Annotated in this window: 15 protein-coding genes; 8 read left to right on the top strand and 7 right to left on the bottom strand. The window is 28.5% G+C overall.

The features are described 5' to 3' along the window. Positions 1-99 precede the first annotated feature (99 nt). Together hisC and ACTTA8_RS06170 are read left to right on the top strand one after the other, a co-directional pair. Positions 100-1,182: a histidinol-phosphate transaminase gene (hisC, locus tag ACTTA8_RS06175; RefSeq protein ID WP_440654951.1), complete on the top strand. Its 1,083-nt coding sequence runs from the start codon at positions 100-102 to the stop codon at positions 1,180-1,182. Next, positions 1,183-2,079, top strand: a complete 897-nt coding sequence (locus ACTTA8_RS06170; RefSeq protein WP_440654949.1) for a prephenate dehydrogenase — start codon at positions 1,183-1,185, stop codon at positions 2,077-2,079. Here the strand turns inward: ACTTA8_RS06170 and ACTTA8_RS06165 are convergent. Genes ACTTA8_RS06165 through ACTTA8_RS06155 form a run of 3 tightly spaced genes read right to left on the bottom strand, consistent with a single transcriptional unit; the run spans position 2,076 to position 5,627 of the window. After that, on the bottom strand, positions 2,076-2,819 hold the full coding sequence (locus tag ACTTA8_RS06165) for a C40 family peptidase (protein WP_440654948.1): 744 nt from the start codon (positions 2,817-2,819) through the stop codon (positions 2,076-2,078). The genes ACTTA8_RS06170 and ACTTA8_RS06165 overlap by 4 nt on opposite strands. Then, the gene (locus ACTTA8_RS06160) at positions 2,809-4,185 is read right to left on the bottom strand and encodes an AmpG family muropeptide MFS transporter (protein ID WP_440654947.1); all 1,377 of its coding nucleotides are present in this window, start codon (positions 4,183-4,185) and stop codon (positions 2,809-2,811) included. The genes ACTTA8_RS06165 and ACTTA8_RS06160 overlap by 11 nt, the downstream gene beginning before the upstream one ends. A 2-nt stretch (positions 4,186-4,187) precedes the next feature. After that, on the bottom strand, positions 4,188-5,627 hold the full coding sequence (locus tag ACTTA8_RS06155) for a TrkH family potassium uptake protein (protein WP_440654946.1): 1,440 nt from the start codon (positions 5,625-5,627) through the stop codon (positions 4,188-4,190). An 87-nt stretch (positions 5,628-5,714) separates the two neighbouring features. Between ACTTA8_RS06155 and ACTTA8_RS06150 the strand changes: the two genes are divergently transcribed. The 4 genes from ACTTA8_RS06150 to ACTTA8_RS06135 are packed head-to-tail and all read left to right on the top strand — an operon-like array spanning position 5,715 to position 9,247. Then, a complete protein-coding gene (locus ACTTA8_RS06150; RefSeq protein ID WP_440654945.1) occupies positions 5,715-7,277 on the top strand; it encodes a lysine--tRNA ligase in 1,563 nt (520 codons plus the stop codon). Further along, entirely contained in the window at positions 7,277-8,329 is a 1,053-nt protein-coding gene (locus ACTTA8_RS06145) for a quinone-dependent dihydroorotate dehydrogenase (RefSeq protein WP_440653117.1), read from the top strand. Before ACTTA8_RS06150 ends, ACTTA8_RS06145 begins: the two co-directional genes overlap by 1 nt. Positions 8,330-8,381: 52 nt before the next feature. Next, positions 8,382-8,693, top strand: coding sequence for a 50S ribosomal protein L28 (rpmB, locus tag ACTTA8_RS06140; RefSeq protein WP_075506505.1), 312 nt, complete (start codon positions 8,382-8,384; stop codon positions 8,691-8,693). Then, positions 8,693-9,247 carry a queuosine precursor transporter gene (locus ACTTA8_RS06135; protein WP_440653116.1) on the top strand — a complete coding sequence of 185 codons (555 nt, stop codon included), beginning with the start codon at positions 8,693-8,695 and terminating at the stop codon, positions 9,245-9,247. Before rpmB ends, ACTTA8_RS06135 begins: the two co-directional genes overlap by 1 nt. Here ACTTA8_RS06135 and speB read toward each other — a convergent pair. From speB to ACTTA8_RS06120, 3 genes are read right to left on the bottom strand one after another with little or no spacing between them, the layout of a single operon-like run. Further along, positions 9,244-10,119: an agmatinase gene (speB, locus tag ACTTA8_RS06130; protein ID WP_440634794.1), complete on the bottom strand. Its 876-nt coding sequence runs from the start codon at positions 10,117-10,119 to the stop codon at positions 9,244-9,246. The two genes, ACTTA8_RS06135 and speB, sit on opposite strands and share 4 nt — an antisense overlap. Before the next feature lie 2 nt (positions 10,120-10,121). Further along, a complete protein-coding gene (locus ACTTA8_RS06125; RefSeq protein ID WP_440648278.1) occupies positions 10,122-11,165 on the bottom strand; it encodes a 1,9-bis(guanidino)-5-aza-nonane synthase in 1,044 nt (347 codons plus the stop codon). Then, positions 11,165-12,349 (bottom strand): type III PLP-dependent enzyme, encoded by a 1,185-nt coding sequence (locus ACTTA8_RS06120; protein WP_440613720.1) that lies wholly within the window; start codon positions 12,347-12,349, stop codon positions 11,165-11,167. The genes ACTTA8_RS06125 and ACTTA8_RS06120 overlap by 1 nt, the downstream gene beginning before the upstream one ends. A 164-nt stretch (positions 12,350-12,513) precedes the next feature. Here ACTTA8_RS06120 and ACTTA8_RS06115 point away from each other — a divergent pair, with 164 nt between their 5' ends. Next, the gene (locus ACTTA8_RS06115; RefSeq protein ID WP_440613721.1) at positions 12,514-13,077 is read left to right on the top strand and encodes an ActR/PrrA/RegA family redox response regulator transcription factor; all 564 of its coding nucleotides are present in this window, start codon (positions 12,514-12,516) and stop codon (positions 13,075-13,077) included. Here the strand turns inward: ACTTA8_RS06115 and ACTTA8_RS06110 are convergent. Next, positions 13,070-13,621 carry a biotin transporter BioY gene (locus ACTTA8_RS06110; protein ID WP_440654943.1) on the bottom strand — a complete coding sequence of 184 codons (552 nt, stop codon included), beginning with the start codon at positions 13,619-13,621 and terminating at the stop codon, positions 13,070-13,072. The two genes, ACTTA8_RS06115 and ACTTA8_RS06110, sit on opposite strands and share 8 nt — an antisense overlap. A gap of 111 nt (positions 13,622-13,732) precedes the next feature. Here ACTTA8_RS06110 and polA point away from each other — a divergent pair, with 111 nt between their 5' ends. Further along, positions 13,733-16,507: a DNA polymerase I gene (gene polA / locus ACTTA8_RS06105; RefSeq protein WP_440654942.1), complete on the top strand. Its 2,775-nt coding sequence runs from the start codon at positions 13,733-13,735 to the stop codon at positions 16,505-16,507. Positions 16,508-16,511 lie beyond the last annotated feature (4 nt).

Here is a 16,511-nt window from a genome sequence, read left to right as displayed (position 1 = left end):
GTACAAGAACTTGTAATTTATGTCAATTTTTTAAAATAAGATCATATTCTCTATAAATATTTGTTTTTTTATCTATAAAGAGCTCATAAAAATAAAAAAATGAACACACCTAAATTTAAAAAATTTAACATAGAAGCTTATAAGCCTGGCAAATCTAAAATTAACAAAATTAAAAAGGTCATTAAATTATCAGCTAACGAGTCTGCTCTAGGGATGAGCCCGTTAGCAAAGAAAGCAATATCTCAAAAAAATTTAGTATTAGATAAATATCCAGATGGAAAATCTACCAATCTTAAAATGGCAATATCTAAAGCATATAAATGCAATTTCGATAAAATAATATGTGGAGCAGGTTCTGACGAGGTAATTCAAATGTTATGTCAATTATATCTACATCCAAATGATGAAGTGATTGTTCCACAATATAGTTTTTTAATGTACAGGATTTATGCAAAAATTGTTGGTGCAAAAGTTGTATTTGCAAAAGAAAATAATTTTAAAGTTTCAATTGAAGAAATATTGAAAAAAGTATCTAAGAAAACCAAAATAGTTTTTATTGCAAATCCAAATAATCCAACAGGAACATATTTAACTAAAAAAGAGACATTAGAACTTAGAAGAAAGTTGAATAGAAATATTTTATTAGTAATTGATGATGCTTACTCAGAATATATGAAAAATGATGATTACAGCTCTGGTTTAGAATTATTTAAAAATAAAGACAATGTATTTATATTGAGAACATTTTCTAAAATGTTTGGTTTGGCATCATTAAGAATTGGCTGGGGATATGGATCGAAACAGATAATTAGAGCTTTAAATGTTATTAAACCACCTTTTAATGTAAATGGTTTGGCTCAAGTTGCGGCCGCAGAGTCTTTGAAGGATAAGCAATTCATTCAAAAGTCAATTAGACATAATTTAAATTATGCAAATAGACTAAAAAAATTTCTCGAAAAATATAATATTTTTTCAAACGCTGTATCGGCAAATTTTTTACTATTAAATTTTGATGACTGTAAATATTCAGCAAATTTTCTTTACCAAAAATTAAAAAATAAAGGAATTATATTAAGATCTACTGAAGATGGTTATCATGTTAAAAACAAATTGAGATTAACTATTGGCTCATCTAGAGAAAATTTAATATTCATGAATGCAGTAAGAAAGATTTTTAATTAAATGAAAAATATTTTAATAATAGGTTGTGGTTTACTTGGATCTTCAGTTTTAAGATCTATACACAAAAATAAATTAGCAGATAAGGTATATATTTATGAAAAGTCAAAAAAGAATATATCAAGAATTAAAAATCTTAAATTACCTGGAAAAGTAGTTAGTTCATTAAAAGAAGCTGTAACAAAATCTAATTTTATTATTTTTTGTACACCTATGAGTGAATACAAAAATATTATTATGAAAATAAATAATTATATTTCTCCTAACACATTAATTACTGATGTTGGCTCTTCAAAAATTGAATCATCAAAAATAATAAAAAAATTTTTAAAAAAAGGAATTGCATGGACTTCCAGTCACCCAATTGCTGGTTCTGAAGTAAGTGGACCACAGCACGGAAAGAGCAACATGTTCGAGGGTAGATGGTGTATTTTAATTAAAGAAAAAAATACAATTAAAAAAAATTTAAATTTTCTGAAAAAATTTTGGGAGAAGATTGGATCAAAAGTAACAATCATGTCACCAGAAAAACATGACAAAATTTTTTCAATAACTAGTCATTTGCCTCACTTAATTGCATATAATTTAGTTAAGTCAGCTCAAGATTTTGAGAAAAAACAAAGCTATGATTTAATCAAATATAGCGCAGGAGGACTAAGAGATTTTTCAAGAATAGCAGCTTCCAATGAGATTATGTGGAGAGATATTTTTTTCAATAACAATAAAAATATTTCAAATGCTATTGATTTATTTATTAAAAATTTAAAATCATTTAAATCTGATATTAATTCAAAAAATAATAAATCTATTATTAACAAGCTTACTGAAACTAAAAAAGTCAGATCAAAAATAATCAAACTCAAACAAGATATTAATAAGCCAGATTTTGGAAGAAGCTAAATTTTAATTTTAGCTATTTTTTTAACTTTAAGTTTTGCTGTATTTTCAATTCTTCTAATTGTCTTAATTATAGGCATGATCAATACTTTCTTTTCAGGTCCATATGCATGTATTAATTGCTTGGAATTTAAACACATTGCGACATGCCCTTTCCAAAAAATGATATCTCCCTTTTGAAAATTTCTTTTTATGTTTCCTTTTAAATATTTAATTTGATCTTTGGTATCTCGAGGAAAAAACTTATTATTATAATAGTAAAATATTTGTAATAGGGCTGAGCAATCTATTCCCACGTAACTTTTTCCACCCCAGATGTATTTTATGTTCAAAAATTGTTTAAAGATTTTAATAAAGTTGTTTTCTTTATAATTTATTTTTTTTATATCTTTTTTTTTAATCCATTTATTTTTATCAATTCTGGCAAAATTTTTATTAGTTTCTTTAACTGACAATTTTGATCCAAAAGACAGAAAAGTATTAGTTTTTAAATTTGGTTTTTTATAGATATTTGCTTTTAAACTACTTACCTTATAATTAGCTTTAAATTCTTTTGAATATTTTTTATTTTGAATGTACCCAGTATAATTATCAAAACTAGATTTTATTTTTATCCAATTTTTAGTTTTAGATAAAATTTTAAATTTTTCTCCATACAATATTTGTGAGGTTACTTCTGAAAATTTAGAGGATTTCTTATAAATATTAGAAAAACTACCTGTAAAATAAAATTTATTTTGCACCAATTTTAATTTTATTTTTTATCATCCATAGGCATATTAGTGAAGGAATAACCATAATAGTTGTTAAGACAAAAAATGTTCCCCAATCTCCGTTTAACCAATCTACTAAAGCTCCTGATGATGATGCTAAAGTTGTCCTCCCAGCAGTCCCTATAGACGCAAGTAATGCGTATTGTGTTGCTGTATATGTTCGATCAACCAGTAAAGATATAAATGCTACAAATGCAACAGTTGCAAAAGCTGCAGTAATATCGTCAGCAATAACTGCTATTGCAAATAATAGTTCAGATTTACCAGTCCATGCTAAGACAGCAAATAACAGATTTGTAACCGCCATTAAACCTCCTGCAAAGAACATAGTTTTTATAGTTCCAGCCCTCATGGCCATTACGCCACCAATTAAAGTAAATACGACAGTTGTGATCCAACCCAATCCTTTTGAATAGATTGCTATTTGTCCTTTTGAAAAGCCTATTTCTTTATAAAATACAATCGACATTCTACCCATGAATGCTTCTCCAATTTTAAACAAAAAGACAAATCCTAAAATTCCAGCTGCTATGGCAAAACCATTTTTTTTGAAGAAGCTAATAATGGGCCCACCAATTGTTCCAGTTATATAGGCAACAAAAGTTGTAATAATATTGTTAGATCCTAGTTTACCTTTAATTAGATTATCAGTTTCCTTTTGCTTTGATTGTCTGTCAGTTTCTACTGGTTCATGAACAAACATTAGAGCAATATTCATTAAAATAATTAGAACACCTAATATTAAAAAAGTTACTTGCCAATAATCTTGGATACCAATATTTTCAAAGAACTCCGCAGTAAATAAAGCAACTACACCACCTAATTTGTAACCTGTCCACCAACCAACTACAGCCATTGCAGCACCTGCTGCCATTGATTTTCCCTCATTTTCATTAATTTGTTCAATTCTTAATGCATCTACCGTTATATCTTGAGTTGCTGATGCTATAGCGATGATTAATCCAACTGTAATTATCAACGCTAAATTTTCTGTAGGATTTATAATACTCCAAACTAGTAAACTTAATAGAATTACTAATTGCATTAAAACAATCCAACCTCTTCGGTGACCTAATTTTTTAGTTAGGAAAGGAATTTGAATTCTATCTATAATTGGTGCCCAAAGATAATTAAAAGCATAAACTCCAAAAATAAGTCCTGCCCATCCAATAGTAGATCTACTTAATCCTTCTTCTTTTAACCAAAGACTTAAACTACTAGCAATCAAGACCCATGGAAATCCACTGATTGCACCTAGTAATAAAATTCTTAGCATTCGGATATCTTTGTAAACTGAAATGGATTCTAACCAGGATGTTTTTTTTATTTCAGACATAACTAATTTTTCCAAAATGATGGTAAGAACAATACTAATATCGCAAACAGCTCAAGTCTACCTAAAATCATACCAACTGTTAAAATCCATTTAGAAAGGTCTGGTAACGCAGAAAAATCTCCATTGGGGCCAATTATTGGACCAAGACCAGGTCCAACATTTGAAATAGATGTAGCTGCACCTGAGATAGCAGTAATAAAATTTAAACCAGTTAAGGATAACAATGCAGTAAGAATAAAAAATATTACGATATAAAAGTAAATAAATGAAATTATTGAAGCTATAAATTTTTCATCAACTGAACTTTGATCATACTTAATTACAAATACCCCTTTAGGATAAATTATTTTTTTTAATTGGTTTAGAATAAATAAATAAAGAATTTGAATTCTAAATATTTTTACACCACAAGCTGTAGAACCCGCGCATCCACCTATAAACATCAAAGCAAGAAACAGGGTTATAGGAAAACTGCCCCATTTATCAAATTCTGCGTTTACATAACCAGTACCACTCAAGATTGATATAGTATTAAAAAATATTGATCTTAAACTAAAGTTTTCTTGGTTAGAAAATAATAAGTAAATAGATAAAATTATAACAGTGAATATTATAATTTTTAAAAAGGTTTTGATTTGAATATCATTTAAAAAAATTTTTTTGTTTCCACTTATAAATTTAATGTAAGCAATAAAAGGAATACTTCCCAATATAATAAAAAACATTGATGAAATCTCAATTGGTAAACTATTAAAGTATCCAATTGACTCGTTGTAGTTAGAAAAGCCTCCAGTAGCAATTGTAGTCATTGAGTGGGTTAAGCTGTCAAATTTACCCATACCAAATATCCAATAAGTGATTGCACAAAGGCCTGTTAATCCTGAGTAAATATAAATTAATCTAAGTGCTATTTCTTTTGACTTAGGGAGTATTTTTTCTGAAGAGTCATTACTTGAAATTTTAAATAATTGCATACCTCCAACATTCATTATAGGCATTAAAGTAATCGCCATTACAATTATTCCAATTCCACCTAGCCATTGTAAAATAGCTCTCCATAAAAGAAGACCCTTTGGTGCGTTCTCTAAATCTGAGATTATTGTAGATCCAGTTGTAGTAATTCCTGACATACTTTCAAAAAAAGAGTCTGTAATTGAAAGTTCAATACTAGAGAATACAAACGGTAAAGATCCAAATACTGCAATACTAATCCAAGATAGGGCAGTTAATAAGAAAGCTTGTTGTAGATTAAGTTTTTTATCGTGATCTAAATTTGATAAAAAAAATAAAGTTCCAAAGATTATGGTTACAATAGATGAGCCAAAGAAAGATGAGTCTATCTCTGAGTAAAAGAATTGTACTATAATTGGGATGAACATTGATACACCCAATATTATTTGCAGAATTCCAAGCGTAAAAAAAACAGTTTTGTAATTAGACATTTTGAAAGAACAATATTTTATGGTAAATAAATTTCAACTCTATAAGAATTAATATAATCACTAGTTTAAGGTTAAAAAGAGCAATTCATGATTAAAAAAGATGTCCTAGAAAAGACAAGTGCTTGGCCTTTTGTTGAAGCTAAAAAAATGCTTCGTGAAAGAAAAGCTTTTATTGAAAAAAAAGGTAAGATTACTCTCCAAACAGGATATGGTCCAAGTGGATTACCTCATATAGGAACTTTCGGAGAAGTTGCACGAACTTCAATGATAGTTAATGCACTTAATCAACTCACAGATTTACCAACAGAAATTATTACATTTTCAGATGACATGGATGGCTTAAGAAAAGTTCCAGATAATGTTCCTAACCAAGAATTGTTGCAACAAAACCTTCACAAACCTTTAACGCAAGTACCTGATCCTTTCCAAAAATTTAATAGTTTTGGAGAACATAATAATGAAATGCTAAAGGATTTTTTAAACAGTTTTAATTTTAAATATAATTTTAAAAGTTCCACATCTTTGTACAAGGCAGGTTTTTTTAATCCTACTTTGAAAATTATTTTAGAAAATTATGAAGGAATAATGAATATTATTTTACCAACACTTGGGAAAGAAAGACAAAAAACATACAGTCCTTTTTTACCAGTATGTCCTGACACAGGTCATGTTTTGGAGATACCTGTTATAGAAATTAATCAGTCTAATTCTAAAATAATATTCGATAATAAAGGTAAAAAATTAGAGAGCAGTATTTTAGACGGGAATTGTAAATTACAATGGAAAGTAGATTGGGCAATGAGATGGTTTGCTTTAGATGTTGATTTTGAAATGTATGGTAAGGATTTGATTGAAAGTGCAATTTTATCTACAAATATCATTAATTTGTTAGGTAAAAAGAATCCTTCAGGATTTGCATATGAACTTTTTTTAGATGAAAAAGGTGAGAAAATTTCAAAATCTAAAGGTAATGGAATAACTATTGATCAATGGTTGAAGTATGCTTCACCAGAAAGTTTATCTCTATATATGTATCAAAATCCAAAAAGAGCTAAAAAACTTTATAAAGAAATAGTTCCAAAAGCAGTAGATGAATATTTGGATAACATTGAAAAATCTAAAAAACAGACTGAGCAGCAATTAGTAATGAATCCAGTGTGGCATGTCCACAATGGTAGCATTCCAAAAGAAGACATGATTATGAGTTTTTCAATGTTATTAAATTTAGTTGAAACAAGTAATGCAGATAGTAAAGATTTATTATGGAAATTTGTAAAAAAATACAAACCCAATATTCAAGAAACTAATTTTCCTATTTTTGATGGATTAGTAGGTTACGCAATTAAATATTTTAATGATGTAATTAAGTCTCAAAAAAAATACAAAACACCTTCTGAAGATGAAAAAAAAGCTCTTGAAGCTTTAATTTCAACTTTAGCAAAATGTAATGATCAGATGTCACCAGAGGAAATTCAAACTTTGATTTATTCTACTGGAAAAGAAAATGGTTATGCTGAAAATTTAAGAGATTGGTTTAAACTTATTTATGAGGTGGTTTTTGGTGATGAAAATGGACCAAGAATTGGATTTTTTATAAGTTTTTTTGGTGTTAATGAAACAAAAGACCTTATAATGAGTAAACTCAAATAATGTATTCAAATTTAAGATCTTTAATTTTCAAATTAGATCCAGAAAAAGCGCATACTCTAGCAATTCAATCTTTAAAATTTAATTTAGTATCAAATGTATTTGATGAAAATAAAAATGATCCTATTTTTAGAACACAAATATTTGGCAAAGATTTAAGCAATCCAATAGGAATAGCTGCTGGTTTTGACAAAAATGCAGAAGTTTACAATCCTTTGTTTAAATTAGGATTTGGTTTTGTTGAAGTTGGAACCATTACTCCTTTAAAACAATATGGTAACGAAAAGCCAAGAGTATTTAGATTAGTTGAAGATCAAGCGTTAATTAATAGATTGGGATTCAACAATCAAGGATCTGAAACTATTTTAAATAGAATAAAATCAAATAAAAAAAATGGAATACTAGGAGTAAATGTTGGACCAAATAAAGACTCTGATAATCGATTAAATGATTATTTAATTGGATTAGAAAAATTTCATGAAGTTGCTGATTATATTACAATTAATATTTCTTCTCCGAATACTGAAAATCTAAGAAATTTTCATGATGAAAATAAATTAAATGAATTATTAAAATCAATCAAAGATAAAAAAAATGAACTGAAAATAAATATTCCAATCGTAGTTAAAATTTCTCCAGATATTGATTTAAAGCAAATAGAATTAATATCAGAGATTCTTTTAGAAAATGATATATCTGCAATAATTATTTCAAATACATCAGAAAGTACTAGAGATGATTTAAAAAATATTCAACGACACCAAAAAGGAGGCTTGTCAGGAAAGCCAATTGAACAAAAATCAAATTTACTTATTAATCAATTCTTTAAATTGTTAAATGGTAGAATTAAAATAATTGGGGTGGGAGGTATTGACTCTGGGAAGTCTGCACATGATAAATTTTTGTCAGGGGCAGACTATATTCAGCTATATACCGGTATGGTATTTCAGGGACCCAACATTGCTGCAAACATTAAAAAAGAGCTAAAAGAATTACTTCTTAGAGATGGAGTGAAAAATATTTCAGAAATCGTTGGAAATAAAACTCTTTCTTAATTTTAATAAACTTGACGCCCTTAATATCTCCCCTTATATAGGCACTGAAATTATGTCAAAAAAATGCGAACTAACTGGTAAAATTCCTATGAAGGGTCATAATGTTAGTCATGCTAACAATAAGACTAAAAGAAGATTTTTACCCAATTTAAAAAAAGTAAAATTTACAAGTGAGCTTGCTGGAAGAAGTTTAAAACTAACAGTTAGTAATTCAGGAGTAAGATCAGTTGATAAAAAAGGAAGTTTTGACGAATTCTTAAAAACTGTAAAAAATAAAAATATATCACCAAGATTAAAAAAACTTAAAAAAGTTATTTTATTAAAATCACCATATAAAAAAAAGCCAGTAGCTAAATCTGCTTAATGAATAAATTTTTTATCAGCCTATCTTTAATGATGGGTGTGGTTGTTTTATCCTCAAACTATCTTGTTCAATTTCCAATAAATTATTATGGATTAAATGAAATTCTTACTTATGGAGCTTTTAGTTATCCTGTAGCTTTTTTGATAACTGATTTAGCAAATAGATCTTATGGAAAGATAATTGCGAGAAAAATAGTTTATTTTGGTTTTTTTATAGGAATTATTTTTACTTTATTTTTTTCAACAAACTTCGATGATTTAATATCCATTAGAATTGCAGTTGGATCTGGAGTTGCTTTCCTTACAGCCCAATTGTTAGATATTCAAATATTTGATCGTTTAAGAAAAAAACAGTGGTTTGTTGCACCTCTAACTTCATCATTAATTGGTTCAACTATTGATACTTTTTTATTTTTCTCAATATCATTTTATGGAACAGGAGTTCCTTGGGTAACTTTGTCCTTAGGCGATTTAGCTGTTAAGTTGCTAGTAGCACTAATAATGTTAATACCATTTAGAATGTTATTAAAAATATTTAAGCCAATTAAAGTCTAATATAAAAATTTATAAGATAAAATTTTATAAGCTAATTTAGCAACAAGAAAATTATAGGAGTTGAATCCTTTAATTGGAGAAAGTTCATTAATGTCAGCTCCAACTATATTTGAATTTTTTGCTGCAATTCTAATTATCTCTAATGTCTCGTCCCACAACAATCCACCTGGTTCAGGTGTTCCGGTAGCAGGCATAATACTTGAATCTAATCCGTCGACATCAAACGTTAAGTAAACAGTCTTATTTTTTATTAATTTTTTAAATTTATTTAAATTCCATTTCTTTTTATCTTTTGCCCAGAAGATATCTATTCTATTTGAATTTTTTTTTAAAAATGGAATCTCACTTTCTGATATATTTCTAATTCCAAAAGAAATTAAAGATACATTTTTATAATCTAAACATCTTCTTATTGCTGATGCATGTGAAAATTTTTCACCATTATAACTTTCACGTAAATCTGCGTGCGCATCGAAATGTAAAAGACAAATATTTTTATATTTTTTTGTAAAAGGAACAATGCATCCTGGTGTAATTGAATGTTCACCACCAAAAGTCATTGGAAATAGTTTTTTATCTAAAATTTCCCCATTGATTTTAGAAATTTTATTTAATGCTACTTTGATATTTTTATCAATTTTGAATGGTTTTAATGTCTTGATACCTATTTTTTTGTAAGGTTCACAATTTAGTTCCTCATCATATAGTTCAACTTGGTGAGAAGCTTTGATAATTTCTTTTGGTCCATTTTTTGTTCCACCGCCATAACTAACTGTTTTTTCAAGTCCAAATGGAACGACTACTACTTTTTCTTTGAAGTTGAATGTATTATCAATTCCTAAGAAACCATGTTTGTTTGATAAGTATTTCAATTTTATATAAATATTTTTGAGAAGTTTTTTCGTTCTCTATTTTTCCACTCACCTTTATGGTAAGCATCGCTAGCTATTAATGGCAATACACTTGTTGCTTCAGCAAATACCATTTGTTCTTTAGTGATATCCACTTTACCCCAAGAACTTGCTTCTTTTAAAGTAGAACTACTACACGCACCATCTCTACTATCAGCAACTGTAATTTGTACAGCATACTTATGCATATCTACATTTTTACCAAGAAGCTCAGCACAAATAACAGTGTCTTGAATAAAATTTTTAGGAACTCCTCCACCAATCATAAATAAACCAGAACCTTTTGATTTGATTTTAATTTCCGTTAGTTCTCTAAATTCTCTAACTGAGTCTATAGTCATATGTTTTTTAGGATTTTTTTCTTGATGCATTACAAGACCAAAACCTGCACTTGAATCTGTGAAAGCTGGACAAAAAATTGGAACATTATTATCGTAAGCTGTTTCAATTAAAGAGTCTTTCTTTTTTGAATTTTTTTTTAAATATTTTCCCATTTCTAAAATAAACTCTCTCGAAGTATAACTTCTTGGTTCTAAAGTATCTGCAATTTCACAAATAATTTTATCACACATTTGAAGCTCTTCTTCATCGATATATGTGTCGTAAATTCTATCAATATAGTTGTCTCTTAATTCTGTATCATCTTGAAATTGAGATCCCTGATAATGTTTAAATCCAAGAGCTTCAAAAAAATCCATATCTACAATTGATGCCCCTGTTGCTACAATTGCATCAACCATATTGTATTTAACAAGATCTTTATAAATATTCATACATCCTGCTGCAGATGTTGATCCTGCTAAAGTAAGAAAAATTGTACACTCCTTATCTTTAAGCATTTCGTTGTAAATGTTTGCTGCATTTGCAGTCTCTCTAGATACAAATGACATTTTCTCCATTGAAGAAATAATTGTTCTAGAGTCAAACGAAGTAATATCTATATGTTCGACAGGATTTTTTAAAAAATCTCTTTTACTATTATGTCCTGGATTTTTTTGGTCTGACATTAAGCAACCATATGAGCGCTGTTAACGTCTTTTTCATACATTGACATTATTGGTTTATCTTCAACTTCATAAATTTCATCTGAATAGTAACCATTGAATTGTGTTCTAAAAGTTAATCCATATGCTCCAAGTTGACCAAGCTCTATGTAATCATTTTCTTTAATATTATTTGGTAATAAAAAAGGTCCTTTCATATAATCCATGCTATCGCAAGTAGGACCAAAGAAATCAAAAGCAGTCAATTTTTTTGAAATTATTTTATTTGAATTTTCTTTAATCATTTTAGATGGATAAACTATGTTAGGTGTGCCTGCATCAAATAGGGTTCCATATGTTCCATCGTTTATATAAAGTTTTTGTTTTTTTCTTAAATTAACTTTAACAATTGTTGAACCACTTTCTGCAACCAATGCTCTTCCTGGTTCACAAATTATCTCTGGCAACTTCTCTAATTTTAAATTAGACAAACTTTTTTTAATTTCATTGAAGTATTCATCTAATGATTGTGGAATTAAATCTGGATAAATTGTTGGAAATCCTCCACCAACATTTATTGTATCAGGGATTATTTTTGTTTTTTTAATTATATTTCCAATCTCATTTATACCTTTAGCATATGAAATTGGATGCATACACTGCGATCCAACATGGAAACTTAATCCAATTTTTTTTGCATATTGTTTTACTAATCTTAGTAATCCTACAGCTTCAGATGTTAGTGCTCCAAATTTTTTAGATAAATCAATTTCAGCATGCTCATTTGAAACAGCAACTCTTACAAATAATTCTAAATCTTTTGCATTATTTGTACTTTCAATAATTTTGATTAACTCTTCTTTTGTGTCTAATGAGAAAGTTTTTACACCATAATTAAAATAGGCCTCTTTGATACTTTCTCTACTTTTTACAGTATGCATATAAGAACATTTTGCATTTTGAGTAAGTTTTCTTATAGCTTTAATTTCTTCAATTGAGGCAACATCAAATTGGTTTACACCTGTGTTTAAAATTGTTTGAATAACTTCGGGATGTGGGTTTGTTTTAACTGCATATAAAATTTTTCCAGGGAACTTATCTAAGAAAAATTTAACCGAAGACTCTATGGATTTCTTCCTAATACAATAAACAGGCTTTTCAGGTTTCAGTTGATTTATAAGTTCTTCAACTGACTTAAATTTTTGCATTTCATATGCCTCCAAAAAAAATTTAATAAAAAAAAGTTTTTAATAAAACTTTAATAATTTGAGCCATATAATGTAAACACAGGCAATGTAAAGCAAATAATTCAATGCTGATTTGCGCAATTTTCATATATTGTAATATTAGATTTTGACCCCATATAAGGCTGATGAAAAACGAAGCCAAATTACAAAATCTAAGCGATTTCGAAAATAAGTCGCTTTTAATAGTAGATGATGACAATCCTTTTAGAGAAAGATTGGCAAGAGCTATGGAAAAAAAAGGTTTTGAAGTTTTTCAAGCTGAGAGTGTACAAAAGGGAGTTGAATCCGTTAAAAGTAAAAAACCAGGTTTCGCAGTTGTGGACTTAAGACTTGGAGACGGTAATGGCCTTGAGGTCGTTAAGGAGATTCAATCTTCTAATAATGATAGTAGAATTATAATGCTCACGGGTTATGGAAATATTCCCACTGCAGTTGCAGCTATTAAAGAAGGTGCAATTGATTACTTAGCAAAACCAGCAGATGCAGAGGATGTAGAAAAAGCATTGTTGGCAGATCCAGCTAAAAAGGCTGCACCACCAGAAAATCCAATGTCAGCAGATAGAGTTAAATGGGAACATATTCATAGAGTATTTGAATTATGTAATAGGAATGTTTCTGAAACAGCTCGAAGATTGAAGATGCACAGAAGAACTCTTCAAAGAATTCTATCTAAAAGATCCCCTAGATAATATTTCTTATTTTAATTATTTGTTTAGCGGCTAAAGCTAAAATAATAATTTTAAATAGTTCTGCTAATAAAAATGGTTTTGCACCAAGTGAAAATATCGGTTTATCCCAACCAATCAGAGTACCCAGCCATATTAAACCCAAGATATAGATTGTAGATGTTGCAATAACTAATTTAGTTAGAATAATTATAAAACTATCTTTTGTATTAATTTTTGAGGCTAAATAACAAGCAGTTAAAAAACCAATTAAATAGCCCATCGTTGGGCCAGTAAAATAGACTATACCAATTCCTTTTTCTGGAGAGTTTGAAAATACAGGTAATCCCGCAATCCCCTCTAATAAATATAAACCTACAGAAGCTAATCCAATTTTATAACCTAGGCTTACACCTAAGAATATAACAACAAATGTCTGCATTGTCATTGGGACTGGATAAAATGGAATTTTAATTTTTGCAGAGATAGTTAAAGCAATTGAACCCAGAATCACAGCTAACAAAGATTTTATGATTTTTGTTTGTGTTAAGTTTTTTGTAAGTTCCATAGTAAAATAATACTCAAAATATAAAAAATAATCTAGCTATATTAGCTTAAAGGTTTAAATTTATTTTTTTATATACAGAAATTGTTAGCAATGTAATATTTGTTAATCTTCATGAATAAAATTCAAAAAACAGATCATTTTTATTTAATTGATGGCTCTGGTTATATTTTTAGAGCTTATTATGCTTTACCACCATTGACTAGAAAAAGTGATGGACTACCCACAGGTGCTGTAAGTGGATTTTGTAGCATGTTGTTTAAATTATTAGAGGATTCAAAATCTGATCAAAATTTACAAAAACCAACACATTTTGCTGTAATTTTTGATTCTGCCAGAAAGACTTTCAGAAATGAAATTTATAGTGATTATAAAGCTAATCGATCAGAAGCCCCAGATGATCTAGCACCTCAGTTTGAGTATATTAGAAAATCAGTTTTAGCGTTTAATTTACCTTCTGTAGATTTGCCAAACTATGAAGCTGACGATCTCATAGCCACATATGTTGATCAAATACTCAAAAAAGGGGCTAAAGTTACAATCGTTTCATCAGATAAAGATTTAATGCAACTTTATAAAAAAGGTGTTCGAATTTTTGACCCTATGAAAAATAAATTTATCACAGAGGACGATGTGATTAAAAAGTTTGGTGTTGATGCTTCTAAAGTTATAGATGTTCAATCTTTAGCAGGCGATAGTAGTGACAACGTACCTGGTGTTCCAGGAATAGGAGTTAAAACAGCCGCAGAATTAATTAATAAATATGGTACTCTAGAAAAATTATTAGACTCTGCCCATGAAATTAAACAGAACAAAAGAAGAGAAACTTTAATAGAGAATAAAGATAAAGCTTTAATTAGTAAAAAACTTGTAACTCTAGATAATAAGTCTCCAGTAAATAAAAACTTAACAGAATTTAAACTCAAAGAGGTTGATAAAGATAAACTTTATAAATTTTTAAGAGAAATGGAATTTAATAGATTGTTAAGTTCTGCAATTTCAGCTTATGGGGAACCAAAGTTATCTGGATCTGAAAATAATTTAAAATCTACTGAAAAACAAAAACCAATAAGCAATAAAGATTATCATCTAATTACAGATATTAATGAAATTGATGAGTGGATAGAAGAAGCTGAGGAAGCAGGGGAAGTTGCTGTCGATACAGAGACAAGTTCGTTGGACCCCCATCAGGCTGATTTAGTTGGAATTTCACTTTGTTCAAAAATTGGAAAAGCTTGTTACATCCCAGTTGGTCATAAATCTAAGGATTGTTTAAATAAAGATAGCGTTATCAATAAATTAAAAAATTTATTAGAGGACCCAAGTGTTAAAAAAATTGGTCAAAATATTAAATTTGATTTTATAGTTTTCTACAAACTTGGTATTTCACTTTCGTCAATGGAAGATACTATGCTTATGTCTTATGTATTAGATGCTGGAAAGAACAGACATAACATGGACACCCTTTCGGATATCCATCTTGGACATAAAACAATTTCATTTAAAGAAATTGTTGGTACTGGTAAAAAAGAAATAAATTTTAGTGAGGTAGAATTAGAAACAGCAAAAAATTACGCAGCAGAAGATGCAGACGTTACTTTCAGGTTATATAAAAAATTTATCAAAAGTTTAAAATCTGAAAAATTATTTAATATCTATGAGATTTTTGAAAAACCACTAATTAAAATACTTGCATTTATGGAAATCGAAGGTGTTGAAGTAGATAGTAAATTTTTAAATTCTCTTTCCTCTAAATTTAATAAAAAAATTAAACAAATTGAAAAAGAAGTTTTCAAGATTTCTAAGAAAGAATTTAACATTGCTTCACCAAAACAATTAGGAGAAATTATTTATAATGATCTTAAGATTGCAGGGACAAAAAAAACAAAAAAGGGAAGTTTTGCAACAAGTGCAAGTGTTTTAGAAGATTTAGCCTTCAAAGGTCATGAATTTCCAAAATTAGTATTAGATTGGAGACAGGTTTCAAAATTAAAAAATACTTACTCCGACGCTTTGCCAGAGCATATTAATCCAAATACAAAAAGGGTTCACACATCTTTTTTATTGGCAGCAACAACAACAGGCAGATTAGCCTCAAGTGATCCAAATTTGCAAAATATTCCAATTAAATCTGAAGATGGAAAAGATATAAGAAAAGCGTTTAAGGCTAAAAAAGATCATCTATTAATATCCGCAGATTATAATCAAATTGAGATGAGAATTTTAGCAGATCTTGCAGATGTTAAAGAACTTAAAAAAGCTTTTAAAAATAACGAGGATATTCACTCATTAACTGCTAGCCAAATATTTAATGTCGATATTAAAAAGGTGAATCAGGACCACAGAAGGAAGGCTAAGGCAATAAACTTTGGAATAATTTATGGAATTTCTCAGTATGGTTTGGCTAAACAAATCAATGTTTCTAATTATGAAGCAGAAGAATTTCTTAATGCTTATTTTACTAAATTTCCTGAAATTAAAGTTTATATGGATAGCACAATTAAGTTTTGTAGAAAAAGTGGTTATGTAAACAATATATTTGGAAGAAGATCTCATTTTAATGGAATAAATGATAAAAATTTTAATGTAAGAAATTTTCAAGAAAGAGCAGCAATTAATGCTCCAATTCAAGGATCAGCATCTGAAGTTATGAGGTTAGCAATGATCAGATTAGACAAAAAATTAAATGAAGAAAAAAATTTGAAATCAAAAATACTTCTTCAAATACACGATGAGCTTATTTTTGAAGTCCCAAAAAAAGAGGAAAAGGCAATGGTCAAGTTAATACAGAATGAGATGACCAGTGTTACTCAAAGTGATTATCATTCCTTTTCTACCCCTTTAACAGTTGATGTAAATGTTGGTGATAATTGGGGAATGCTTCACTAATTAT

This window comes from Candidatus Pelagibacter sp. HIMB1506 (assembly GCF_052047935.1).
GTDB lineage: Bacteria > Pseudomonadota > Alphaproteobacteria > Pelagibacterales > Pelagibacteraceae > Pelagibacter.
Note: the sequence above shows the minus strand (reverse complement) of the source record. Positions and strands in the feature narration are given on the sequence as shown.

What these genes read in the sequence shown, in the direction of transcription:
- hisC (WP_440654951.1), top strand. Translation starts at nt 100, where the DNA reads ATGAACACACCTAAATTTAAAAAATTTAACATAGAAGCTTATAAGCCT.
- ACTTA8_RS06170 (WP_440654949.1), top strand. Translation starts at nt 1,183, where the DNA reads ATGAAAAATATTTTAATAATAGGTTGTGGTTTACTTGGATCTTCAGTT.
- ACTTA8_RS06160 (WP_440654947.1), bottom strand. Translation starts at nt 4,185, where the DNA reads ATGTCTGAAATAAAAAAAACATCCTGGTTAGAATCCATTTCAGTTTAC.
- ACTTA8_RS06155 (WP_440654946.1), bottom strand. Translation starts at nt 5,627, where the DNA reads ATGTCTAATTACAAAACTGTTTTTTTTACGCTTGGAATTCTGCAAATA.
- ACTTA8_RS06150 (WP_440654945.1), top strand. Translation starts at nt 5,715, where the DNA reads ATGATTAAAAAAGATGTCCTAGAAAAGACAAGTGCTTGGCCTTTTGTT.
- ACTTA8_RS06145 (WP_440653117.1), top strand. Translation starts at nt 7,277, where the DNA reads ATGTATTCAAATTTAAGATCTTTAATTTTCAAATTAGATCCAGAAAAA.
- rpmB (WP_075506505.1), top strand. Translation starts at nt 8,382, where the DNA reads ATGTCAAAAAAATGCGAACTAACTGGTAAAATTCCTATGAAGGGTCAT.
- ACTTA8_RS06135 (WP_440653116.1), top strand. Translation starts at nt 8,693, where the DNA reads ATGAATAAATTTTTTATCAGCCTATCTTTAATGATGGGTGTGGTTGTT.
- ACTTA8_RS06125 (WP_440648278.1), bottom strand. Translation starts at nt 11,165, where the DNA reads ATGTCAGACCAAAAAAATCCAGGACATAATAGTAAAAGAGATTTTTTA.
- ACTTA8_RS06120 (WP_440613720.1), bottom strand. Translation starts at nt 12,349, where the DNA reads ATGCAAAAATTTAAGTCAGTTGAAGAACTTATAAATCAACTGAAACCT.
- ACTTA8_RS06115 (WP_440613721.1), top strand. Translation starts at nt 12,514, where the DNA reads ATGAAAAACGAAGCCAAATTACAAAATCTAAGCGATTTCGAAAATAAG.
- ACTTA8_RS06110 (WP_440654943.1), bottom strand. Translation starts at nt 13,621, where the DNA reads ATGGAACTTACAAAAAACTTAACACAAACAAAAATCATAAAATCTTTG.
- polA (WP_440654942.1), top strand. Translation starts at nt 13,733, where the DNA reads ATGAATAAAATTCAAAAAACAGATCATTTTTATTTAATTGATGGCTCT.